Raw genomic sequence first — 24,131 nt, forward strand, 5'->3', positions numbered from 1 at the left:
GTGGTGGTTTGGATACTCCATAAGCCAGTGAAGCAATGACTACGCTGTTTGCATTATGCGACTGCAACAACTTCTATGCCTCCTGTGAGCGGGTGTTCAAGCCGGCCCTGAACGGAAAGCCCGTGGTGGTGCTGAGCAACAATGACGGCTGCGTGATTGCCCGCAGCAATGAGGCAAAGGCACTGGGCATACAGATGGGAGAGCCGCTATTCAAGATTCGGAACCTAGTGGACAACAGGCACGTGCATGCCTTCTCCTCCAACTACGTGCTCTATGGAGACATGTCAGACAGAGTTATGCAATGCCTGTCGAGGTTCACACCCAATATAGAGATCTACTCCATCGACGAATGCTTCCTGGACCTGGGCGACTTCTACAGCAAAGACCTGAATGCCTATGCCCGGGAGATAAAGGAAACGGTGCACCAGTGGACAGGCATCCCGGTGAGTCTGGGAGTGGCCCCGACGAAGGCACTGGCAAAGGTTGCAAACAAACTCGCCAAGAAGTCCAAAAAGGCAAACGGCGTGCTGGTACTCACAACCCCCTACCATATCCAGAAAGCCCTGGAAGCAACCAATATTGAAGATGTATGGGGCATCGGTGGTCAGTACGCCAATTTCCTGAAGAAACGGAACATCCATACGGCCTATGACTTCACGCAGCTGTCAGAGAACTGGGTGAGGCAGCACATGACGGTGGTGGGTGTACGGCTGCTGAAAGAGCTGCGTGGGGAGTCGTGCCTGGAGCTGGAAGAGGTGGCGCCGCCAAAGAAGGGCATCTGCACTTCCAGAAGCTTCGGCAAGAAGCTCAACAACTTTGAAGAGGTACAGGAGGCAACGGCAACGTACGCAGCTAAATGCGCAAAAAAACTGCGCAAGCAGAAAAGCTGCGCCAGGCTGATTACCGTGTTTGTCAACACCAACTGGTTCTCAGAGCGCGACAGCCAGTACCACGGCAGCAAGACCATCTGCCTTCCAGTGGCCACCAACTCTGACATTGAGCTCATCCACTACGCCAACATCGCCCTCAAAGCCATTTACCGCGACGGCTACTGGTACAAGAAATCCGGAGTGATGGTGACGGACATCGTGCCCGAGAACCAGGTGCAGCTGGACCTGCTCGATACAGTGGACAGGGGAAAGCACGCGAAGCTGATGGAGGTCATAGACGGACTAACCGACAGGTTCGGGAGAGGCAAGGTAAGCGTGGCAACACAGGGAGTGGACAAGGCTTGGCTGCTCAGAAGCGACATGAAATCCCCCTGCTACACGACTCGCTTAAGTGAGATACAGACGGTGTATGTGAGGTAGCAGGAATCTCATAGTGTCTAATCACCACTTCATCTTTTTAATCCCTCTTATCCTTTGCCCCCTTATCGAAGCTCACCAGGTTGAACATCTCCCGCATCCTGGATCGCACCCTTTTCCCATAGGCTTTTTCTATCTCTGATGTAGATAGGTTTGTAGTCAGGTGCGTCTTCACGCCCCACAGGACAAACTGGTCGTAGCGGCTCAGCAGCACCTCCCCCATCACGTTGCAGGTGTTGCCATAGTGCTTCCCGCTGCTCTCCGTCCCCAGGTCATCGAAGAGGTAGGCGCTCGCCTTCAGGAGCGAGCCGGGAGGAGGCTGAGTATAGCGCTGGATGACTTCATACCCCTCCCGGTGGAACTCAAAGCTCACCTCCCGACAGGACTTGACCCGGTAGCGCTCTTGCGGGGGCAGGAAGAGGCGCAGCAGCGTCATCAGGCTGGTCTTGCCGCAACCGATGGGCCCCGAGAGCAGGAGGCCCTTCCGCAGGCTGAGCCCCTGCCGCTCCGCACTCAGCCTATCTCCCGCCGCGTAAGCCAGCAGCTTCTCCAGGAGGGGGTAGTCCTCTCCGTACAGCCGGAAGTGCTCCCCGTACAGCTCCTTTCCCTTCCGCTCCAGGAAAGCCAGCCGCTGTGCAAAATCAAGGCTCTGCTTTCCCTCCTCTGGTTGCGCGGTTTCCTCAGAGGGGTTCACTGTAGTCTCTTTCCCCGGCAAGTCCTGCTTCACGGTTTCTCTGGCTCTTTTCATTCCCCTCCCCGTTTTGGCTTAACTCATTGAGCATCCATTTTCGTGCCCCCGCCTGCCAATCCTGCATCGGGTTCCGGCCCAGCATCCAGCCGTTGGCGCTGTAGTGGTGGAAGAAGCGAAAGGCCTCCAGCTCCCGGTACCCCCGCTCCAGGAAAAAGCACTGTACCGCCTCCAGCTCCGGCGGTCCATGCAGCGTCTCTTTCTTTTCTTTTTCGGCGCAACCTTTTTCTTTTCTTTTCTCCTTTCGGACTCCCTCCTGTTCATTTTCTGAACCTTTCTCTCGCGCGCGCGCTCTCTCGTTTAAACTGTTTTTAAAGTTTATACTGTTTATACTGTTTATAGAAGGGCCTACCTCCTCTCCACCTTCCGCACAGCCAGAGTCCACTGTTGGTTCAGCGCCGGTACAAAGATTGGACTGCTCAGCAGTACATTTCCTGTCCTGCATGTCATCAAAGCCCAGCATGTAGACCAGGCTACCCCGGAAATGGTTGTAGGAGGGGTCGTAGTGAAGGTAGCCCCAGGCGTGCAGCTCCTTGATGCAGCGGTGGTAGGTGACGCGGGAGCTAATGCGGGAAATCTCCATCAGCTCAGCGCGGGAGACGGAGAGGGGGTTGCGGAACCTGCACAGGTTCCACTGCAGGAACAGGGCCATGTACAGGCTCACGTGCGTGGGGTTGAGGCGGTAGTCGCGGGAGACCCTGTGGAAGAAGCCGCTCAGGTGGGCGATGTAGTTCATGGCCGTGCCTCCTTTCCTTCCAGGAGCCGCTCAATGTCCTCAGAGCGGTAGTAAATCGTGCCGCCAATCCGGACAGAGGGCAATGTGCCGTTGATTCGCAGGGTCTGCAGCGTAGCCGGTGATATCTGGAGCAGCCGCCGCACCTCCGCGGACTTGAGCACCAGCTTTTGCGTTTGCTGCGGCCGCTTTGAGAGCAGCTGCCGCAGGTCCTCGAGCAGCTGGGAGCGAAACAGCTGCAGGTCTTCTTTGGTGATGAGTTCCATTGCCATAGCTTTTCTGTGTTTGGTTAGGCTGCAAAGTTTCCTACTCTTTGCCACAGAACTTCACAAGAAGGACCGAAGGAGGGAAAGATTTTTAGGAGTAAAATTCCCACAGAAAAAGCTACTTCACTCGCTCATAATCACGTGAAGGCGCATCCAAAGGCGCTTCAGGAGCAAAAGTATCCGTCAAAGACTCACTCACGCTTTCTTAAAAAGGGCTACAAAAAAAAATTTCCCCACTACGGAAGAACTTGTGAAAAAGTCAGCTGCCTTCCCGCAATCTTGGGTCACCAAACTAAGACAACAATGGCAAAGCAGCGACTTACAACACAGCGAGAAAACAGCCAAGCGACTGCAGCACATGAGGTATCAACATGCTTTGTGCATTTACCTTTGGCTACAGGTGGGGCAAAGCAAAGCCAGCCACTGTCAAGGCGCGCCGGCAGCTCAGCTATGTTAAGGATTCTATACCCCTCGCCCCGGCTGAAACCGCTACAAGGCCCTCAGGCCAAAGCACGAATCGGCTGCCTTCCCTTTACTGCACTTAAAGATTTTTAACAGGTACAGCGATGAAAAAAGAGAGGAGACAAAGGCGCTTTACACTTCCTGTGAAGGGAACAGCAAGATGTATTTTTGTAAACATTTGCGGCTCCCACGGGCTCGCCCGCAGCTGTTTCCAAAGCGCCGGCACCTCGGAACTCGGTGGTCTTTTTCTTTCAGTAACAGCATAAGCGATGGCACGGAAAGGAGTCAAAACACATGAGGAGCTACTGGTGAAGTCTGTCGCTGTGCGCGTGACGGCTGCGGAGCACCGGCACCTAAAAAGGCTACAGCTTCAAAGCGACTGCCACTCCGTCGGGGAGGTGATTCGCCGCACGCTTACGGGCAGGCCAATCAAGCTCTTTTATAAGGACGCTTCCCTGGACGGTGTAACAGAGGAGCTGGCCAGCGTGAGGGAGGAGCTGCGGGCCATCGGCGTGAACATCAACCAAATCACGCGCCACTTCAACGCCAGCACCGGAGGGCACAAACGGGTGTTCCTTGCCTACCAGGCACTCGAGCAGTACCGGAAGGTGGAGCAAAAGGTGAATCTGCTGCTCTCGCTCATCTCCCAGCTAGCCAGGAGATGGTAGCCAAAATCATCACCGGTAAAAACATGAAAGGTGTCATTCACTACAACGAGCACAAGGTACAGGAGGGAAAGGCGGAGCTGCTCCTGGCACATCGCTTCCTGCAGGAGCCCCACATGCTAAGGCTTCGGGAGAAGTTGGAACGATTCGAGCAGCTCCTGGAGAAAAGCCCGCAGGTGAGAACAAACTCGGTGCACATCTCCCTCAACTTCGCCTTGGGTGAGGAGCTTGAAGCAACAAAGCTGCAGCGCATCGCCACCGACTACATGGAGAGGATTGGCTTTGGCGGCCAGCCCTACCTGGTCTACCGCCACCTGGATGCGGCGCACCCCCACCTCCACATCGTCTCCACGAACATCCGGGCAGATGGCAAGCGGATAGACCTGCATAACATCGGCCGGGAAAAATCAGAGCAGGCCCGCAAGGCCATAGAGCTGGAGTATGGGCTGGTGCGGGCAGAGGCACAAAGAAAAGCAGCGGCGCTGCCCCTTCTACCCGTCACACTGGAGCCGGCCCTGTACGGGAAGTCAGAGACGAATCGCACCGTCTCCCATATCGTTACTGCCGTCACCCGCGGCTACAACTACACCTCCCTGGCGGAGCTCAACGCGGTGCTGCGGGTATTCAATGTGACGGCGGACCCAGGGAAAGAGAACTCGCAGATGCACCGCAAGGGCGGACTCGTTTACTGCATGCTTGATACACAGGGACAAAAGGCAGGTGTGCCGATAAAAGCCAGCGTTATACATGGAAAGCCGACGCTGGCAAACCTGGAGAAGCGGTTCGGGCAGAACAGGCAACATCGGAAACTGTACCGGGAAGCGCTGAAGAAAAGCATCGACAGCATTCTCACCCCGGCACCACCTCCCGACAAACAGAAGTTTAAGCAGCTCCTGCAAAAGGAAAATATCCAGGTGCTCTTCCACGAAAGTGCCCTGGGGATGACTTACGGGGTGACCTTCATTGACCACCGGCGCAGGGCGGTCTTTAACGGAAGCGAGTTGGGCAAGGCCTACGGCGCGAAAGCGCTGCTGGAGCGTCTCTCGCAGGAGAGAGCAACTAGCACAGGAGAAAAAATGTCCAAGGAGATGCCATCTCAGCAAAATACTCCCCAACGAGTGTCTTTGCCAGAGGCTGCAGCACCAGCTACTTTCAGTACCAACGCCATGGACATCATGCAGGACCTGCTGAAAGCCGAGCAACAGGGGGATTACCTTCCCCACGCACTGAAAACCAGGAAGAAAAAGATAAAGAGAAGACCCAGACTGTAAACCTAAGCTATTTCTAAACTTCAGAGAAAATGAACACAGGGGAAAACCAGCAGGGACTGCGCCAGGTCACCGACTTCACCAGATTACTGAGCCTCGCGGTCCTGCTCCTTCACTTTTACATCGCCTGCCACGCCGCCTTCCGGGAGTGGGGGCTGACAGCTGCCCTCACTGACCGGGTGGCGCTGAATTTTGCTGCCATGCCATTATTCCAGAGCAGCATCAAAGTCAGGGGAGCGGCGCTGCTCCTGCTGCTTGTCTCCCTCCTGGGAGCCAAAGGAAGGAAAGACGAGCATCTGCGCTACAATACCATCGCTGCATATCTGCTGCCGGGCCTGCTGTTCTACTTCTCAAGCCATCTCCTGCTGTCGGACTATATCACGCCTCACCTGGCAGCAGCTTATATGGGCATGACCGGAATAGGTTACCTGCTTCTCCTTTCAGGCGGCACGCTGCTCTCGCGCCTGCTGAAACTTAGCCTGGGGCAGGACATTTTCAACAAAGAAAACCAGTCTTTCCCGCAGGAGGAGCGGCGGCTGGAGAACGAGTACTCCATCAACCTCCCCGCCCGGTACACGCTCAAGGGCAAGATTCGCCGCAGCTGGATAAACATCATCAACCCCTTCCGGGCCCTCCTGGTCATCGGCACACCCGGGGCGGGCAAATCCTACTTTGTCATACGCCATGTCATCACGCAGCACATCCGCAAGGGCTTCACTATGTTCCTCTACGACTTCAAGTACGACGACCTCACCCGCATCGCCTACAATGCCCTGCTCCGGCACGCGGACAAGTACCCGGTAAAGCCAAAGTTTTACCTCATCCACTTCGATGACCTCTCCCGCACCCACCGCTGCAACCCGCTCGACCCGGACACCATGACCGACATCACCGATGCCACGGAGGCCTCCCGCACCATCATGCTGGGGCTGAACCGGGAGTGGATAAAAAGGCAGGGGGACTTCTTCGTGGAGTCGCCCATCAACTTCGTCACCGCCATCATCTGGTTTTTGAGAAAATACCAGGGAGGCAGGTACTGCACGCTGCCCCATGTGATTGAGCTCATGCAGGCAAGCTACCCGGAACTGTTCGCTCTGCTGCGCACCGAGCCGGAGATAGAAGTACTTATCAATCCCTTCGTCTCGGCCTTTGAGCACGAGGCGATGGAGCAGCTCGAGGGCCAGGTGGCAAGCGCCAAAATCAGCATGGCCCGCCTGGTCTCCCCGCAGCTCTACTACGTGCTCTCGGGCAATGACTTCTCGCTGGACCTCAACAACCCGTTGGAGCCGAAAGTCATCTGCCTGGCGGGTAACCCGCAGAAGCTGCAGGTGTACGGGGCGGTGCTCTCCCTCTACATCGCTAGGGCCATCAAGCTGGTCAACCAGAAAGGCAGGCTCAAGAGCAGCCTCATCTTTGACGAGTTCCCGACCGTCTACTTCAACGGCATCGATAGCCTCATCGCCACGGCCCGCTCCAACAAAGTGGCCACCACCCTGGCCGTGCAGGACTACAGCCAGCTCAAGAAGGACTATGGGCGGGACCAGGCAGAGGTAGTGATGAACATTGTGGGAAACGTCATCAGCGGGCAGGTGAGCGGGGAAACGGCCAAACAGCTCTCCGAGCGCTTCGGCAGGATTGTGCAGCAGCGGGAGAGCGTTTCTGTAAACAGCAGCGACACCTCCGTTAGCCGCTCCACCCAGCTAGACGCCGCCGTGCCGCCGGCCACCATCTCCTCGCTTTCTTCCGGGGAGTTCGTGGGCACGGTGGCTGATGACCCGCAGTGCCGGATAGCGCTGAAAACTTTTCACGCCTTCCTCCTCAATGACCATGTGGCCATCGCCAGGGAAGAAAAGGAATATGTGCCTGTACCTGTCATCAGGGAACCTGATGCAGACGCTGTACAGGAGAACTACAGGAAGATAAAAGAGGAGGTCCGGGCAATACTTACCATGGCAGCGCAGCACCGGAAACCCTAGCAAAGACAGGTACAGCGCTCCTTCCATGTCCAGCTCCACTTTAAACCCAGCCTGAGCGGAGGGTGCCTTTTTGAAGGCCTGGCCAGGCAAAATGGGGAGTATAAACAACATAATATCCACTATATACCATGTTACAAAACGGGTGCAAATAGACATTGTTTTGTCATATAAACACATTAATTTCTAACAGTAGAGAAAATCTTATTATAACTCAGACCATTAGAATAAAACATTGGCACCTGCGCCGCTTGTAACAGACAAATAATAGAACAAAACCCAGCGATTACCACTTCCCCGCTTTCCTTGAAAAGCGTTGCACCTCCGTAGACAGTAACTGTAGCAAGCCAAGAGACTTTAGAATATGTGACGTTGAAATATTATGAGGCGACAATAATGATACAGCAAGCCGACAAACTTTATGATCAGCTGGTGGCAAGCCTACAGGAGGCAGAGGCTACCCCTTCCATTACCCAGGCACAGCGCCATGAGCTAATCCTGAGGCTTCTGAATGAGGCTATCCGGGAGCTTAAAGAATTGGTCCTGGCCCATTCCTTCCCCAGGGAAGAGGACGAGATAAGATTCTTCAAGCAAGTCAAGCCCAGGTTCACCAGTCTGTTGATTTACCATTCCCGGCTGGCCCTGATAGAGCTCCGGCTGCCACTTGGCAGGCCGAAGGACATCCGGAAACACTATGAGAACGAGCTCCTGCTCATCCGCATTTTCTATGAGGAACATGCCCCCTTCTACCGGTACATGACCTCCGGGTCCACCTTCCTGGACGCCAGGCTCTTTGTACGCGGGAATTGTGATTTTCCGCTTTACTACAGTGTCTCTTCCCTTCCTGCACCGGCACCCGACACAGACACCCGCTTTACCACCCACTATGATTATATCGTGGCCTGCTTCCTGGCAAAACAGCGTTTACGGGAATACCTGGTAAAATCGCTGATGTTACAAAAAGGAGCAAAAACAGCAGAGAAACCTGAGCTGCATGAAAAGAGCAGCCTGCGCTGGACCGGCCCAAAGATTTACCTCGTTGAGCTGGTTTATGCCCTGCATGTGTCAGGCCAAATCAACAACGGCAACATTGGCCTAACGGAGATAGTCCAGCAGGTGGAGGAGTTCTTCCATTTGGAACTGGGCAACGTCTTCCAATCCTTCCAGGAGATGCGCCAGCGCAAGAAGGACAGCAGGACCAAACTGCTGGACCTGATGAAGGAGCGCCTGCTGCAGCGCATGGATGAGATGGACGAGGAATGATGGCCAGGCTTCGGCACATGGTTGAAAGAGATAATAAGGATTGGAAACGGTTAAAGACTCTAATAAGAAGGTGTGGGCATACGGAAAAGCTCCCGATGTGACTTTACCACATCCCCACACCTTTGGTAGCAATGTCTGTCTAATGAGACTTTTCGAAGTATGCATGTTAATAGTGCTATCTACTTTTAAGAGAAATACATGGGCCAAATTACCCAGCATGTGTGAGAAAAAAATCAAAAATTTAAGTAAATATTATATGATTATTCTACCAAGTTTTTTATCTTTACATGGATAGCCTCCCCTGGCTTCAATACCCTTACGCTCCCCTTCAGCATCCCTGTAGCTGATAGTTTCCTGCTCTCTTTAAGAAGAGCGGGCATTTAGCCGTTTGTAGAATTCTGGCTTCCATTTTATATTCTACCGCTATTCAAACTACTCTGAAACATGCTGGAAAATAGAGACCTTGCTGAGCTATGGTTCAGTAGCTTTTGTAAAAATTTGAAAGAACTGGCTGATGTGATATATGCCTTAGAGGAAGCGCAGCTAAACCTTCAGGCACTTCACCACCAGGAGAAACCCACGGGCCCGGGTATTATATTCTTAGATCATCTATCTTCCCTGGAAGCTGTTGAGGAATCTGTTTCCTCAACAGCTTCCCTTTGTGAACAGCAGGTAATTGCTGTTTCCCTCACTACCTTACCCAGGGGGGCGGCCTGGAAGTTGCTTAGCGCCGGAGCCTCCGATGTCTTTGTGTGGAAAGCAACAGATAAACCGGGGGAGGCTATTTTAGCCCGGCTCGAGTATTGGAGGAGCGCGAAACACCAGTTACAGTCCCTGCAAAAGGTCCTTATCGGTAAAAGCAAGGTCTGGCACGCTACGCTCCGGCAAATCGTGGAGATGGCTTCCACCAGTTGCCCCATCCTGCTGCTGGGGGAAAGTGGCACGGGAAAAGAACTCGTCACGAAAGAAATTCACGCCCTGGATAACCGGAAAGACAAGCAGGACCTTGTGGTAGTAGACTGCACCACCATTGTCCCGGGCCTATCGGGGAGTGAACTCTTCGGACACGAGAAAGGGGCCTTTACCAATGCCATCAGCACCCGGGATGGTGCTTTCGCGTTGGCCAATGGGGGCTCCCTTTTTTTAGATGAGTTAGGAGAATTGCCGGCCTCTTTGCAGGCAGAACTGCTGCGCGTGCTGCAGGAAGGAACCTACAAGCGCGTGGGAAGCAACACCTGGCGCAAAACAAGCTTTCGCCTGATCAGCGCCACCAACCGCAACCTCGCGGAGGAAGTCAAAAACGGGCATTTCCGGCAAGACCTTTTCTACCGTGTTTCCGGTTATAGCTGTCAGCTCCCTTCCCTGCGGGAAAGAAGAGAAGACATTCCGCTCCTGGTAGATCATTTCCTGCAGCACGTCCACCATAAGCCTCAACCCGTTGATCCGGAACTCTACCAGTACCTGGCTGCCCGGGACTACCCGGGAAATGTGCGGGAACTCCAGCAATTGGTGAGCAGAATAGCCCACAAACACGTGGGGGACGGGGCCTTTACACTGGGGGATATCCCTGAGGCAGACCGCCCGAGTTTTGAGGAGGCAGAAGCGCTGCCAGGAAAGGTGGAGCTGGAGCAGGCTGTAAAAAGACTTTTCTATGCGGGCGTGGGGTTAAAGGAGTTGAAGGACCTGGTGGCTGACATGGTCAAAGAGATCGCTATAGAGGATAAAAATGGAAATGTAAAACAGGCTGCCCGGAAACTTGGATGTAGCGAGCGAATATTGCAAATGCATAAAAAGGCAGATGCTACCAGCCCTTACCTGAAAGGAGCCTGAGAGAGCCCGGCTAAGTCAAGCGGTCTGCATAGCCTCATTCACCAAACGCTTCCTTGTTTGCCAGCCAGGGGTCGAGGTATTTTTGCGGGGAAACACCGTTTGTTGTACCCAATGCATTTTTTACAGCTAATGGTTTTCTTTGCACCTTTGAAATCAGCCGGAGGAAGTTACCCGCCACTACCATTTGCAGGTCTCTTGCGGTTAGATGCAGGGCCTTTATCTTCGCCAGCTCAACCCCAGGGTGCAGCCAGGGGCCGTCCGAACCGAACAAGATTTTATGTGCCCCTGCCCGCACAAGGGCTATCTTCAGTAAATCAAACCTGCGCACGCCAGAGGTATCTGTGTAAACATTCGGATGCCGGACCAGGTGGTCTATGAGACCCATCTGAGCTTTCCAGTCATCAGCAAAACTACCCAGGTGCGGAATAATGAAATTCACCCCCGGGTACTGCGTTGCCAGCAGTTCCACCGCCGATACCTCTCCCATCACATCGTAGAGGATTGGCAAATGAAAGGAACGGGCAGTTTCACAGATTTCCCGGGTGATTCGGGCATCGTAGCGGTGCACCTTGATGCCGCAAAAGTGGTACTGCTTTACTGCAGTCTTCACCATCTCGAATACCCGCCCCCTGTCCCGCACCGGGTGCAGAAAGGCAAAACCATAGAATCTGGAGGGGTAACGGTTCACTATCCTGGCGACCTCCTGGTTGGCAAACCTGTAGTCGGAATGAAAAGCAGCAAAAAGCACGGTTTTGTTCACTCCGGCTTCCTTCGCCCATTTCATATATTCCCCTAAGGGAGCATCCGTATCCCAAGGCCCGGTTAGCCCGTCTCCTTTTCCGGCATGGCAGTGGCAGTCAATTATCATAGCATATCAAAAACAGGATAAACAATAGTGCTGCATTCTTACTTATCTTTTAGTACTCAGGTCAGGTACTGTGCCTCTCCTTTCTTCTGTGAATTAGCCGGCAACCTGTATTTACTTAAAGCCAACATAAACCAGATGCAGGTGTGAATACCTTTCATAAAATTAGGTAGAAAAAAACGCTCATTAGGTGCATGAATGCGATCATCAGGTAATCCAAATCCCAATAACACAGAAGGTATATTCAGCTCTTTCTCAAAGAGACTCAACACAGGTATGGTTCCACCTATTCGGGTAAGAACGGGGGGCACACCAAAACCCTTGGAATACGCAAACTTCCCGGCTTTTAGCACCGGATGGTTTACATCCAACTCATACGCACTGGCATAAAGGTTAGCATGCACACGTGTCGTAACCGTATCAGGGGTAATCTTTTTTATATACTGCCTGAACAGTTTCTCAATGTCATGAGGGTCCTGGTCTGGAACAAGTCTAAAGTTTAGCTTTGCACTTGCCTTTGCCGGAATGACGGATTTCACACCTAGTCCCTGGTAACCACCCACTATCCCGTTTATACTGAGCGCTGGCCTGATGGTAGTGCGCTCATAAATGCTATACCCTTCTTCTCCCCAACCTCTTGCTGCCCGTGCATCCCGTAATATATCCTTTCCTTTTGGACCGTAGCGGGCCATATAGGTTCTTTCTTGTTGGGAATAGACTTTGACAGCGGAATAAAAACCAGGTATAGCAATTTTGCCTGATGCATCATGCAGCTTAGCCAGGATCTCACTCAGTGCTTGAAGCGGATTATGTACTGCTCCTCCGAAGTTACCTGAGTGCAGGTCTACCCCATGCCCAATGACTTCTAATTCTACACTCAGACTGCCTCGCAAAGCATACGTTAAAGAAGGTTTTTCTTTTGAAAGGATAGCCATATCAGACAGGACGGCCACATCCGCTTTCAGAAGGTTTTTGTGCTTGTGCAGAAAAGCCTCCAGGTTGGGACTCCCCATTTCCTCTTCGCCTTCAAAAACACATTTTACATTGATGGGTAGCTGTCGCTCTGTCTTCAGGAAAGACTCCAGCGCCTTCACATGCGAAAACAGCTGTCCTTTGTCATCTGAAGCACCTCTGCCATAGATATACTTACCTTCCACTGAAGGCACAAAAGGAGGCCTTACCCATTCTTTGAGAGGTTGTACCGGTTGCACATCATAATGACCATAAATGAGTAAAGTAGGTTTAGCAGGATGCCTGATCCAGTCAGCGTATACGACAGGGTGCTTTTCTGTCTGAAAGACTTTTACATGCTCTAAGCCTGTTTTCTTGAGATGCCCGGCCAGCCAGTTGGCACACGCTGCTGTCTGGCGCTTGTATTTTGCGTCCGTACCAATACTTTCAAAGCGTATAAAACTGGACAAGTCCTTGATGAATTGAGGAAGATTCCCCGAAGCATAAGAAAGAACTGGTTGAACAGAAGTCATACAATTACATTTAAATTGTCACCCTAAGGAACCGGGAAATAATGCCAGCCTCCCCTCCTGTCCATGATCATCTTTAAGCGCTTCACCGGCTTTCCGTAGGCCCAGCCCGTATTGAACTTAAAAGAAAGTATAACCTCCACTCCTCCATCTTTTCTATTGGAGTAAAGCCCCTTGTCTATTTTAGTCTGAAAAAGGCGCTTTAGCCGGGCGTAGTTATGCGGGCTGGCAAAAACCTTTGACAGCATACTAGCTGGTGGCTTCCTGTCATTCATCAGCCTTTCCAACCTTCTGTTAACTGCCTCCGGGTTGTGAGCATGCACACGTTGGTCGAACAGGTAGGTATGCTGCTGTTGCTTTGCCAGTTTAAGTCTTTTTAGCAGTGTATTGGTTTCATGCGCAATTTCGCTCTCCTTAGGAAGTTTGATGTTGCAATCCTTCAGCCTCTGCACATCCGTGCTGCCACAGGCTTTGTCTTTGTATAGTTCCTCCCACTCGATAAAGATCCTGCGCTCAAGGTTGTGCTTCTTGATGAAAGTGCACAGATCCTCCGTACAAGCATTACAAGGGCTTTTGTTAATGTATATTTTTATCTTCTGGATACGCTTCACAAACCCTGGAAACTGCTGGATATGCTTATTTAACCAAGTTAAGAACTGGACTTCTGCGTGTTGCTCATTGCTGCAGTTTCTGTTCAGGCTTAACCTTTCTACGTTCCAGGCATACAGTCTGATCTCCCTAGAACCTGGCTGGGGCAGGAACAGAACGCCCCCGTTGCCCCGTACTCCACCACTTGGCAAGGAGACAAACTTTTTCCCCAATATAGATTGTACGGCTACACGGGCGCCGCCTAGACCTCCTATTCCACTGGTAATGTGGGGCGTTTTACCCAGCACGGTCGTCTCTATGGTAAAAGCAGGCTGTCTGTCCTTTAAGGTGATCACTGCCAGTAACCGTGTTTTTGGAATCCCCCTCTTATTGGAAGCAACATAAGGAGAAACGTCTTTTCTGGTTGGAATCTTTTTCCCCGGCCGTGCCTTGTTAAACAAGCGCTTCGTCGGCGCTTTCAGGAATGCATTAAACATAAGGCTATACCATTAGAGTTACAAAATTACTTACCTTGGAAAGGCAAACTGCCATTCTTCTCAGCTGGTCAGTAGTATGGGAAGCGGACAGGCAAAAGGATACTCGCGGCTCTATGGATTCATGGGATTCCAGCAGCAAGGCCTTTATGCCCATTTCGGATAACTTCTGATAAAGCACCTGCGGTGGAATATCCAAGGAATGTCTTAACGTCTGCACCGGAAAGAAACTGCCCCTGGCTGAGAACCCGAGCCGAGACACAGACTTTCGAAATCGCCTTACATTCTGCAGCAGTTTTTGCCGCAGTACCTGGCCGTGTTTCCTGTTAACAGACAAAGCATGTAGTGCCGCATGCACGTGCGCCACCGATACCGGGCTGCTGTGTACCCTTGTTTCGCTTTGCCGCACAAATTGGTTTATCCAAGAGGCGCTCCCACTCATCACGGAGACCGGAACGCCAAAGCCCTTGGCCAGTGAACAGATAGTGATGATATCCTGTCCGCGCAACCCAAACCACTGCAATAGTCCGCCACCTCCCTCGCCATAAGGCATTCTTCTGGTCGGGCTTTTTCCCAAAACACCCAATGCCTGGGTATCATCGATCAGCAGGAAACCATTGTGCTTTCTTGCCAGTGCTAGGTACTGCGGCAAAGGAGCGGCTTTCCCGCAGTGAGGGCACCATCCATCCGTCAGGACGAATACCATTCTGCAGTGAGAGGTGCATTGCCTTTTCAACTGCTGCTCCAGACTCTTAGGATTGTGGTGTTCAAAAAATAACACGCTGGCCCCGTGGCAGGCAGCTCTTTCAAGACCCCATCTGGCTACCTGGTATACTTTGTCATCAGCCAATACCAGCGCATCCTTGCCAAGTTTTCCCATCACATCCCAAAACAAATGCAGGGAGGAAGGGGCCAGTACGCCCCTTTCAAGTCCTTGCATGTTGGCAACTGCATTTGCGAGCCATCTATCTGTTTTTCTCTCTCTTAAGGCTGCGGGCACTCCTGTCGTCAGTTTCCGCCAAGGATGAATCTGCCTGGAATCGTGATGAAAACCTAAATACAGTACTGATGTGAAGTCATCCATTCAGCTTTTTCTGACCTAAGGGTTGAGGCAGGGAGGTAGCTGGCACTGCAATGCCCCTGCTATTTTGCACCAGGCCTGGCTGTGCAGTAGAGGACTGCAGGGCATATTGCTGCCTGCTCCTCTGAAGCCCGGCCTGTTTCTGTATAAGAAAGGCGGGAGGTAAAAACCTTTCTTCCATCGAGGGCTGCTGCACCCTGGCATCGGTTACGTCTGTGCTAAGGTCTACCCCTGTCACAGCATTATAGGCATGCACGTATCGCTGCACTTCATTGCGCCAGTAGTGCGCCCAGTTAGCCGCGTTAGTTGCACCCACTCCTGTGGTAGAGTTCCAGTTACCAAAGCGAACAGATAGCAGCAGTTGCTCCCCGAAGACGCCCAGGTCGTGGAAATGTGTAATGTTGGTGTTATTCCAGCCCTGAAGCGTTTTCATGGTATCCACTCTATCCATCCAGGGCTCTGCATAAGGCACCATGATCCGGCCACCTATAAACTCGCGCATCTCAGTTCTGGACAAGAGCCACTGCTGGATCAGCATCTCAATGCGGGATGTCCAGGGAAGGTCCCCGTATTGGTTGTGCGCTCCTTCTGCCAGCAGTAAATGTACCTCCCGAAGATGGTTCAGCAGCGGGAAACCATCCGGTATGACCGTAGTAAAGTTTGCCTGGTTGTAGAAGTCCATGCAGGCTTTCAACAGGTTATGGAACGCTCTGATGAAATTAGTGCGATGCTCAGCAACGCCCACCTGTGGCACGGCTTTCCCAATCAGCGAGATACCGTACTCATACTGGTACTCGAGGTTACGGCGCGCAATGCTTAACCTGTTGCGTTCATCCTCGATATATCCCCACAACAGGTTGTTTAGAGGGCGAAGCGGGTCGAGGTTAAAATTTGCCAAGGGATCCTTGCCATACCCATTCCGAATGTTTTGAAAGCGCCGGCTGATGGCGTTCATCGTCTGTACCAGTCCCCCCTCCTCGTGCCAGTAAGACCAGATCAACTCCAGCATGCATGGCCCTAGCAGCCTGGATTTCAAGATACCGTAGCAGGCATTGTCTATGCTGATAGGACCATAACCGTCTACCGGTATCTCATAGATTTTCTTCAGCGGCACTTCTTTTAGCTTCCTACGGATGAGGTCCAGATAAGGTAAGCTATAGCCGTCGCCTCCGGTTCCGGTCAATTTCTTCAGGTAATCATTCTTCAGCTCTGCTATGTCAATCTCCGTACGGGCGGTACGGTCTCGTTCATCTTTATTATTAAAAACATTTTTGTACTTACTCCACCCATCCCCATCCAGAAGACCTGTGGGTACCAGCCCGCACTCCTGCATCAGGTAGTGCTCTGTCGCGTATTTAAGCAAGCTGTAGGATGCCACATGATGGAAGGGCAGCCTGTTAGCATTGGCATACACTGCCCTTTTCACTCTATCGGGCTCTTTGTCACCATCACAGAGGACACTCTCAATGAAATCTTCGTACTTGTCAAACTTGATGGTCCTGTTCCTGATCAGAATCCACAAGAGCTGGTCAGAGGATTCTTTTCTCCTTGCCTCTTGTAAGACCACCTTGACAGGTGATTTGATAGCAGGTTCCCGGATGCCGATCTCCGTATCTTTAGCCAGCGCCATTGGCTGTGGCTGTTTAGGCGGGAGGACATCAAATATTTGAGGCTCTACTTCATCCCTTATGTTACGCTGGGGATCTTCTACTTTAGGTATAAGAGTAGCTTTCGCTTTATAAGTCCCTTCCCGTAGCGGTTTATTGATCTTCCAGACATATTTTATTTCGTCTTTATTATGAAACTCTGGAGGAACGTTCTTTTTTGAAATTTTGAAGCTACTGTTTTCCCGAAGGCTTCTTATTTCAAAGTTTATGTGCTTGATGTTATTGAAAGTATCATCACCGGCTTTCTTTATATGAATAGAAAAGCGCATGCGATCACCGGTATGGATTATTCCATCCTCGGGAGATATAAGGTTAATATTTTTTCCGTCCATGATAACCTCCTGTTTTATAAAAGTTGAAGTTGCTGTTTTGTAAAGTTGATTTGGCTGTGCTGCACCGCCTCCACAACATGTTGGTTACCTGCCCCACAATGGTGCAGAGACCTGATAAGGGCCCACCTGGTAAGTAAGCGCTGCAGCAGGTGCGTTTCTTCTACTGTGGAAAGATTGCCGTCTGATTTTGCCTGCCCGAGCACTGCGAATACCAGGGTTGGCGCTGCACTATCCATTAGCTTAGAAGCATACCTCCACCGTTGAAAGAGCTTTTGCAGATGGGCGGGTTGGCGATCCGCTACCGGGAAAATCTCCTTTAGCGCTTGCCCCTTCACGCTTTTGGGCCGGTGATTTACAACCAGGTCAGCAAAGCTCGGCAGGATGCGTTCGAGTGATCGGATGGTCCTGCGGATGTCACCCTTTTGTTTGTTTGGTGGATAAAAAGACTCCCATTTCTTCTCCAGGTACTTCCACTGCAGGTGCGGGAACAACGCATTCCCGAGCACTATACTGATTTTCACCCGTATCCACGGGAAAGGGTGTGGCCCGTCAGTAGCCACCCGGAATACGAAATAGCTTGGCAGGCTCACCACGTTCATGAGGCCCAGTGTCGCGCCGATTCCTAAATTCGCCATCGCCCAGAAATCAGAAAGTATTTCTGAAATCCAGCGGTCTAATAATTGCCACGCATACTCGTCATGCCCCTCCGCTATCTTCTCGCTAATGGCTTCTTTCACGGAGTCTACCAGGTTCAGCAGCGCTGCCCCCTGGTGCCCTACTTCGTGCACAATGGAAGACGCGATGCCGCTTCCGATCAGCCTCTCACGCGGCACCTGGATAACAGCCACCGGGTTGTCGTCGCCGCCCGGCAGCCTGGTGCGGGCCCGCCGTATTGCGGCGCCGTGCCCCCTTTCAACAAAGCAAACCAGCGGTGGTGGGTGGTAGAAGTTTCCCCGCAGGGACAGCGCATCCATGGCCAGAACATCCAGGCCAGCCAGCCAGACGCCGGTGTTGTGCTCTCCCCTTTGAGACAACACATCGGCGAATATGTCCAGCTGGTCCAGCAGGTTGTTGAACCGCAGCTTCAGGTAGGCAAAACGGGCTTGTGCTTCGGAGGCCGGCGCGCTAGCGTTTGACGGGTTTTTCAACCAGGCAATATACGCCTCTATCTTCTGCTTCACCTCCTGGCTGACCCTGTTCAGCAAGAAGGTGATACCGTTTTGAGCCTCTGCTGAAATAGCGGCTGCCCTGACCATGGGCGTGTTCAGCGCAAATGGCTTCACCATCTCCAGCCTGCCCAGCAGCGAAAGCGCCTCGTTCTCCAGGAACTGGGTTTCAGCAACAGCGCGTGCCATTACACTTCGTACAGAATGAGGGCTCTGCCCTTCCGCACCCAGGTGCCTTTTCTGGCCCTAGTGGGGAGTCTGCCCTGCCTGCCCCCCGTACCAGAACTACCGGTCAGCAGGCCCGGTGCATACCGGCTGGCAGATTGCCGGAGGGCTGTCTTCACAATTTGCTGTGGCCTTGCGTTTGGTTTTTTTCTGGCGGCCACAGCTCCTTTACGCAAGGCATCGTTGGCAAAACGGACATAGGCTTTAGACACTTCGAACTCCTGGTCTTCCGGGCTCAGGCCCTCCAGCTCCAGTTCAAACAGGCGCGTCGCCATCGAGCCTAGTTTTCCTCCGATAGCTCCCCCCGCAGAACCTCCGAAATAGGAACCAATGGCTTTGCCGGCAATGGGAAGAGCTTTTTTAGCTACTTTTTTCAAAGCGCCCTTCAGCATATTGCCTGCAGGCGAGCGGGCAAAACCGGCAACGGCACGACCGGCCCTTTTCGCCAGGCTTCCTAAGAACTGGTCCAGTTCCTGATCGTTGCTGACGGTGAGCAACTCGCCTGCTGTCTCCATTTCCATCATGCTGTCTCCCATCTCCCCCTGCCCGTCGCTCAGGAACTCCATATCGAATTCATCGCTGAATTCCTGGTCAAACCCATTTTCCCCTTCCTGGTCGTATTCAAATTCAAACTCCTGGTCGAACTCGAATTCATCTTCATACTCTTGTTCTCTGTTATACATAGCTGCATTAGTTAAGAATTGAAACCATTTCTTTAGATGTATTAAAAGTCATATAAGACGATAGTCTTGCCTTTTCTGACCCAGGTGCCTTTCCTGGCGCGGATGGGGTAACTGCTGCTCTGCCTGCCGCTACTGGGCAGCAGACCAGGGGCATAGACGCTGGCGGATTTTTTTATCGCTGTGCTTACCAGCTGGCGGGGTGGTATGCCAGGGTTTTTTCTGGAGAGCGCTGCGCCTTGCCGCAGGGCGTTATTCGCAAAACGGACATAGGCTTTAGACACTTCAAACTCCTGGTCTTCCGGGCTGAGCCCTTCCAGTTCAAGCTCAAAGAGATTGGTAGCCAGGGACCCTAGCTTTCCACCGACGGCTCCTCCCAGGGGACCTCCTACAAAGGTGCCCAAGGCTGTACCTGCAATAGGGAGCGCTTTTTTGGCAATAGACTTCAACACGCCCCCAATGGCTCTCCCAGCCGAGGAACGGGCGAATTTCCCTACGGCCCTACCAGCTCTTCGCACCAGTTTCCCCAGGAAGAGGTCGAGCTCCTGCTCGTTACTGACAGCGAGCAAGTCGCTGGCCAGCTCCATCTCCAGGCTATCAGAAAGCTCTCCCTGATCCGCATACATGAATTCCATTTCAAACTCATTCTGGAAGCCCTGGTCAATGGCACTTTCAAGGTTAAAGTCAAATTGCTGATCCGTTTCATCATTGTATTCCTGGGCGTACCCATCCTGGAGCTCCAGATCAAACTCCTGTTCGTCTGCAAACTCATTTTCTCTTAATGTGCGATCGATGTCATGCATAGTGGTATGATTAAAAGTAGTGCTTGGACTTTATCCCTATAGCCAAGGACTGTACCACATTGAAAAAGAGCTTAATTTGTTAAATAAAGGGGCTGGGAGCGAAATGCATTTCGTTTTAGAAGGGAAGAAGGGCCTGGGAGCTGAACTGCATTTCGTCTGGTATTGCAACGTAAGGGCGAAAGCAGCAAAACTGTTCTACAGTAACAGGCAGGTATGTGTCGTGCTATTATAGCAATCCTGAAATGAAAGCGACGCAGAGACGATTTTGTAAGACGCCTGGATGAAAAGTCCTGTTTAAATAAAGTTGGAGGAAACACCTTTATTTTTTGTTTCCCTTATCTAACCCTAACCACCGATAAAATTTCCCCGACTACGGTGCGCCTTGTGAATAACCGGCGACCAACTCCCACATCTTTGCCTTCATCATACCCGCCGCACGGGGCGGCAGGGTTTAAGCACGCAGGTCATGCTTTCCTCCTTTACCTGGCAACAGTACCTCATGGCAGCAGGAGCTATCCTGGGACTATACTACCTGGCAGTCCTGCTCCTCTGCTACAGAGCAGAACTCATGCATATGCTCAAAGGCAAAGCAAATCGGGCAGGCCTGCCGGCAGATCCGCCTATCCCCCCGCAGGTGTCCATCATGGGGCCCGCCTCCCCCGGGGCGGCCCCTCTCCTCTCCGAGGCGGCGGCCATCCTGGTGGCACCACAGCCTCCTACTGAAGCACCAGAAGGACCTGAAGATGCTATTGTGCGCGCTGTACTGCAGGAGATGAGTCCCCTGCTGGAACTGGCCGCCGAGGCGGACGCGGAAAAGGAAGAGCTCCTGCCGCTCCTGCGACTGGTTGCCGCCCGGCACAGTTCCTCTATGGAGGACCACCACAGGAAAGCCATAGAGGAGTTTCTCCTCGGGCAAGGCAGGTCCTCCTTTACCTTGACGCCTGCTGACATGCATTCCCTATGGAATGCGGCCCCATCAGAACAGTAAGTTTTACTCCCCATACTTCACCATCTATAATATAAAATCCATTCAAGATGAAAAAAAACAGAACATTACCCCCGCAACGAGGAAAGGCTACTACAGCCGCTGCATTGGCTATCCTTCTTACCCTCTCCCTTGCCGGGGATGCCCAGGCGCAGGCAGGCGACGGCGAGGCCGGCATCCAGCAGGCCACCGACATGATAAGCGGCTACTTCGACACCGGCACCAGCCTCATGTACGCCATCGGCGCCATCGTCGGGCTGGTGGGCGCGGTGAAGGTCTACCAGAAGTGGAACGGCGGGGAGCCGGACACGGGCAAGGTGGCCGCCGCCTGGTTCGGCAGCTGTATCTTCCTGGTGATTGTGGCCACCGTGCTCTCCTCCTTCTTCGGCGTTTAACGGTCCGGCTATGGAAACGAGCGTCTACCGCATCAACAAGGGCATCAACCGGCCCATCGAGTTCAGGGGGCTCCGGGCGCAGTACATCGGCTACCTGGCCGTGGGGCTGGTGGCCCTGCTGCTGGGCTTCACCCTCCTCTACCTGGCAAGGGTGAACCTGCTGGTGTGCATCACCACCGTCTTTATCTCCGGGGGCGCCCTCTTTGCGGGCGTCTACCACCTCAACCGCACCTACGGCCAGTACGGGCTCCTGAAAGAGTTCGCCCGCCGCTGCGTTCCCCGCTGCGTCCGCGTCCGCTCCCGCAACGTGTTCCTGCACTTAAGAAGAAAGGGGGAAACGCATGGCGGCCATCGCTGACATTGAAAAACTGCTGCCGGTCTACAAGGTGGAGCACAGCGCCATCCTCTCCCGGCAGGGGGACGTCACGCTGGCCTACGAGGTCACGCTGCCGGAGATATTCACGCTCTCAGGCAAAGACTACGAGGCCTTTCACCACGCCCTGGTGCGCGCTATCCGCCTGCTGCCCCGCCACTCCGTCTTCCACAAGCAGGACTGGTTCGTGGAGGCAAGCTACCAGGCCGACTACACGAGGGAAGACATAGGCTTCCTCTCCCACGCCAGCGAGCGCTTCTTCCATGAGCGGCCCTACTGGGACCACGCTTGCTACATCTTCCTCACCAAAAAGCCGGAGGACAGGAAGCCCGCCTCCTCGCTCTTCTCCAGCCTGCTGCGGCGCAACCTCGCCCCCGCCCAAACCCTCGCCCCCCGGCTCTACATGGATTTCCTGGACCAGGGGGGACAGTTTGCGCGCGTGCTCTCAGACAGCGGCTTTGTAAAACTTCGCAGGCTCACGGGCGAGGAACTGACCGGTACGGCCTCCAAAGCGGGTATTCTGGAGCGCTACTGCGGACTGCTACCGAAAGGAAGCCCTCCCCTTTTGCAGGACATCGCGTTTGACACAGGCATCCGCGTCGGGGAAAAGAACTGCCTCCTCTTCACCCTCTCTGACGCTGAGGACCTGCCGGCACTGTGCGGCTCCCGCGTGGACTACGACAGGTACTCCACCGACCGCAGCAAGTGCTGCACCGGCTTTGCCTCCCCGCTGGGGCAGCTGCTGCCCTGCAACCACCTCCTCAACCAGTACATCTTCCTGGAGGACGTGCCCCAGGCGCTCAAGCGGTTGGAGAGCAGGCGGCTGCGTTTGCAGTCGCTCTCGGCCTACTCCCGGGAGAACGCCATCGCCCGCGACGCCACGCAGGACTTCCTCAATGAGGCCATCGGCCAGCAGCGGCTCCCGGTGAAGGCGCACTTCAATGTGCTGGCCTGGACGGACGACCCGGGAAAGCGAAAGGAGCTGCGCAACGCCGTCTCCTCGGCCATGGCCCAGCTCGACGCCACCCCCCGGCTGGAGACGCTCGGGGGCCCGCAGGTTTTCTGGGCCGGCCTGCCGGGCAACGCGGCGGACTTCCCCCTGAACGACACCTTTGACACGTTCCTCGAGCAGGCCTGCTGCTTCCTTAACCTGGAGACGAGTTACCACTCCTCTTTGAGCCCTGTGGGCCTGCGCCTGGGTGACCGCCTCACCGGAAAGCCCGTGCACGTGGACATCTCCGACGAGCCGGTAAAGCAGGGCATCTGCACCAACCGCAACAAGTTCATCCTCGGCCCCTCAGGCAGCGGCAAGTCCTTTTTCACCAACCACCTGGTGCGCTCCTACCACGAGCAGGGCAGCCACATCGTGCTGGTGGACGTGGGACACTCCTACAGGGGGCTCTGCCAGGGGGCTCTGCGACCTTGTCAATGGCTACTACTTTACCTATGACGAGAAGAACCCCATCCGCTTCAACCCCTTCTACCTCGAAGGGGACTCGGAGCTGGACACCGAGAAAAAGGAGAGCATCAAGACGCTGCTGCTGGCGCTCTGGAAAAAAGACAGTGAGGCCTTCTCCCGCTCCGAGTACGTGGCCCTCTCCAACGCCCTGGAGATGTACTACCACCTGCTGCGGGCAAAGCCAGAAATTTTCCCCTGCTTCGACACCTTCTATGAGTTTGTAAGGGAGACCTTCTCCTCACGGCTCCTGGCGGAGCGGGTGAGGGAAAAGGAGTTCGACATCGACAACTTCCTCTACGTGCTGCGCCCCTACTACGGGGACGGGGAGTTCGGCTACCTGCTCAACGCGCGCGAGAACCTGGACCTGCTTAGAGAGCGCTTCATCGTCTTTGAGCTCGACAACATCAAGGACCACCCCATCCTTTTCCCCGTGGTGACCATCATCATTATGGAGGTCTTCATCTCCAAGATGCGCAAGCTAAAGGGGGTGCGCAAGGTCATCCTGATTGAGGAGGCCTGGAAGGCCATCGCCAGGGAGGGCATGGCCGAGTACATCAAGTACCTGTTCAAGACAGTGCGCAAGTTCTACGGCGAGGCCATCGTGGTCACGCAGGAGGTGGAGGACATCATCTCCTCGCCTGTGGTGAAGCAGGCCATCATCAATAACTCTGACTGCAAAATACTGCTCGACCAGAGCAAGTACCTCCACAAGTTCGACGGCATCCAGGAGCTGCTGGGCCTGACAGAGAAGGAGAAGGCGCTGGTGCTCTCCATCAACAAAGCGAACGACCCGCTCCGCAGATACAAGGAAGTGTTCATCAGCCTGGGGGGCACGCTCTCCAAGGTGTACCGCACCGAGGTGTCGCTGGAGGAGTACCTGGCCTACACCACCGAAGAGTCAGAGAAGATGAAGGTGCAGGCCTACGCCCAGCGCCACGGCGGAGATTTGCGCAAGGCCATCAGCGAACTGGCCAGTGACATACGGGCAGGGAAAGTGTAACAAGCAGATGCTACTTGAGATA

General features: G+C 53.6%; 21 protein-coding genes and 1 pseudogene. 11 read left to right on the forward strand and 11 right to left on the reverse strand.

Features of this window, described 5'->3' with window-relative positions; all coding sequences use genetic code 11:
• Positions 1-35 precede the first annotated feature (35 nt).
• The gene (locus tag ACFS7Z_RS22555) at positions 36-1,310 is read left to right on the forward strand and encodes a Y-family DNA polymerase (RefSeq protein ID WP_377489955.1); all 1,275 of its coding nucleotides are present in this window, start codon (positions 36-38) and stop codon (positions 1,308-1,310) included.
• Between the two features lie 37 nt (positions 1,311-1,347).
• Here the strand turns inward: ACFS7Z_RS22555 and ACFS7Z_RS22560 are convergent, their stop codons facing one another.
• The 3 genes from ACFS7Z_RS22560 to ACFS7Z_RS22570 are packed head-to-tail and all read right to left on the reverse strand — an operon-like array spanning position 1,348 to position 3,060.
• On the reverse strand, positions 1,348-2,055 hold the full coding sequence (locus ACFS7Z_RS22560) for an ATPase (protein ID WP_377489958.1): 708 nt from the start codon (positions 2,053-2,055) through the stop codon (positions 1,348-1,350).
• On the reverse strand, positions 1,988-2,791 hold the full coding sequence (locus tag ACFS7Z_RS22565; RefSeq protein ID WP_377489961.1) for a hypothetical protein: 804 nt from the start codon (positions 2,789-2,791) through the stop codon (positions 1,988-1,990). The genes ACFS7Z_RS22560 and ACFS7Z_RS22565 overlap by 68 nt, the downstream gene beginning before the upstream one ends.
• The gene (locus ACFS7Z_RS22570) at positions 2,788-3,060 is read right to left on the reverse strand and encodes a helix-turn-helix domain-containing protein (protein ID WP_377489964.1); all 273 of its coding nucleotides are present in this window, start codon (positions 3,058-3,060) and stop codon (positions 2,788-2,790) included. Before ACFS7Z_RS22570 ends, ACFS7Z_RS22565 begins: the two co-directional genes overlap by 4 nt.
• A 725-nt stretch (positions 3,061-3,785) precedes the next feature.
• Between ACFS7Z_RS22570 and ACFS7Z_RS22575 the strand changes: the two genes are divergently transcribed.
• The 5 genes from ACFS7Z_RS22575 to ACFS7Z_RS22595 all read left to right on the forward strand — a co-directional run bounded on the left by ACFS7Z_RS22575 (position 3,786) and on the right by ACFS7Z_RS22595 (position 10,515).
• Positions 3,786-4,184, forward strand: coding sequence for a plasmid mobilization protein (locus tag ACFS7Z_RS22575; RefSeq protein WP_377489967.1), 399 nt, complete (start codon positions 3,786-3,788; stop codon positions 4,182-4,184).
• Positions 4,185-4,207: 23 nt separating this feature from the next.
• Positions 4,208-5,452: a relaxase/mobilization nuclease domain-containing protein gene (locus ACFS7Z_RS22580; RefSeq protein ID WP_377489970.1), complete on the forward strand. Its 1,245-nt coding sequence runs from the start codon at positions 4,208-4,210 to the stop codon at positions 5,450-5,452.
• A gap of 29 nt (positions 5,453-5,481) precedes the next feature.
• Positions 5,482-7,425: a conjugal transfer protein MobC gene (gene mobC, locus ACFS7Z_RS22585; RefSeq protein ID WP_377489973.1), complete on the forward strand. Its 1,944-nt coding sequence runs from the start codon at positions 5,482-5,484 to the stop codon at positions 7,423-7,425.
• 393 nt (positions 7,426-7,818) lie between these two features.
• Positions 7,819-8,685 (forward strand): RteC domain-containing protein, encoded by an 867-nt coding sequence (locus tag ACFS7Z_RS22590; RefSeq protein WP_377489976.1) that lies wholly within the window; start codon positions 7,819-7,821, stop codon positions 8,683-8,685.
• Positions 8,686-9,183: 498 nt separating this feature from the next.
• Positions 9,184-10,515, forward strand: a complete 1,332-nt coding sequence (locus ACFS7Z_RS22595; RefSeq protein WP_377489979.1) for a sigma 54-interacting transcriptional regulator — start codon at positions 9,184-9,186, stop codon at positions 10,513-10,515.
• A 34-nt stretch (positions 10,516-10,549) separates the two neighbouring features.
• Here ACFS7Z_RS22595 and ACFS7Z_RS22600 read toward each other — a convergent pair whose 3' ends face one another.
• From ACFS7Z_RS22600 to ACFS7Z_RS22635, 8 genes are all read right to left on the reverse strand, one after another.
• Positions 10,550-11,383: an amidohydrolase family protein gene (locus ACFS7Z_RS22600; protein ID WP_377489982.1), complete on the reverse strand. Its 834-nt coding sequence runs from the start codon at positions 11,381-11,383 to the stop codon at positions 10,550-10,552.
• Between the two features lie 56 nt (positions 11,384-11,439).
• Entirely contained in the window at positions 11,440-12,864 is a 1,425-nt protein-coding gene (locus ACFS7Z_RS22605) for a dipeptidase (protein ID WP_377489985.1), read from the reverse strand.
• A gap of 23 nt (positions 12,865-12,887) precedes the next feature.
• Positions 12,888-13,946 carry a hypothetical protein gene (locus ACFS7Z_RS22610; RefSeq protein WP_377489988.1) on the reverse strand — a complete coding sequence of 353 codons (1,059 nt, stop codon included), beginning with the start codon at positions 13,944-13,946 and terminating at the stop codon, positions 12,888-12,890.
• A gap of 4 nt (positions 13,947-13,950) precedes the next feature.
• Positions 13,951-14,883, reverse strand: a complete 933-nt coding sequence (locus tag ACFS7Z_RS22615; protein WP_377489991.1) for an aminotransferase class I/II-fold pyridoxal phosphate-dependent enzyme — start codon at positions 14,881-14,883, stop codon at positions 13,951-13,953.
• 136 nt (positions 14,884-15,019) lie between these two features.
• Positions 15,020-17,023, reverse strand: coding sequence for a hypothetical protein (locus ACFS7Z_RS22620; RefSeq protein ID WP_377489994.1), 2,004 nt, complete (start codon positions 17,021-17,023; stop codon positions 15,020-15,022).
• 14 nt (positions 17,024-17,037) lie between these two features.
• Complete coding sequence (locus ACFS7Z_RS22625) at positions 17,038-18,378, reverse strand: hypothetical protein (RefSeq protein WP_377489997.1); 1,341 nt, start codon at positions 18,376-18,378, stop codon at positions 17,038-17,040.
• Positions 18,378-19,097, reverse strand: a complete 720-nt coding sequence (locus ACFS7Z_RS22630; protein WP_377490000.1) for a hypothetical protein — start codon at positions 19,095-19,097, stop codon at positions 18,378-18,380. The genes ACFS7Z_RS22625 and ACFS7Z_RS22630 overlap by 1 nt, the downstream gene beginning before the upstream one ends.
• Before the next feature lie 41 nt (positions 19,098-19,138).
• Positions 19,139-19,897, reverse strand: coding sequence for a hypothetical protein (locus tag ACFS7Z_RS22635; protein WP_377490003.1), 759 nt, complete (start codon positions 19,895-19,897; stop codon positions 19,139-19,141).
• Positions 19,898-20,363: 466 nt separating this feature from the next.
• Between ACFS7Z_RS22635 and ACFS7Z_RS22640 the strand changes: the two genes are divergently transcribed.
• From ACFS7Z_RS22640 to ACFS7Z_RS27460, 5 genes and pseudogenes are all read left to right on the forward strand, one after another.
• Positions 20,364-20,885, forward strand: coding sequence for a hypothetical protein (locus ACFS7Z_RS22640; RefSeq protein ID WP_377490006.1), 522 nt, complete (start codon positions 20,364-20,366; stop codon positions 20,883-20,885).
• A 47-nt stretch (positions 20,886-20,932) separates the two neighbouring features.
• Positions 20,933-21,277, forward strand: coding sequence for a DUF4134 domain-containing protein (locus ACFS7Z_RS22645; RefSeq protein WP_377490008.1), 345 nt, complete (start codon positions 20,933-20,935; stop codon positions 21,275-21,277).
• 10 nt (positions 21,278-21,287) lie between these two features.
• Positions 21,288-21,635, forward strand: a complete 348-nt coding sequence (locus tag ACFS7Z_RS22650) for a DUF4133 domain-containing protein (RefSeq protein WP_377490011.1) — start codon at positions 21,288-21,290, stop codon at positions 21,633-21,635.
• The gene (locus tag ACFS7Z_RS27455; RefSeq protein ID WP_449301468.1) at positions 21,619-23,100 is read left to right on the forward strand and encodes a TraG family conjugative transposon ATPase; all 1,482 of its coding nucleotides are present in this window, start codon (positions 21,619-21,621) and stop codon (positions 23,098-23,100) included. Before ACFS7Z_RS22650 ends, ACFS7Z_RS27455 begins: the two co-directional genes overlap by 17 nt.
• A gap of 1 nt (position 23,101) precedes the next feature.
• Positions 23,102-24,109: pseudogene (locus ACFS7Z_RS27460) on the forward strand (TraG family conjugative transposon ATPase); the annotation flags it as partial.
• Positions 24,110-24,131: the final 22 nt, after the last annotated feature.

This window comes from Pontibacter toksunensis (genome assembly GCF_042686245.1).
Lineage (GTDB): Bacteria > Bacteroidota > Bacteroidia > Cytophagales > Hymenobacteraceae > Pontibacter > Pontibacter toksunensis.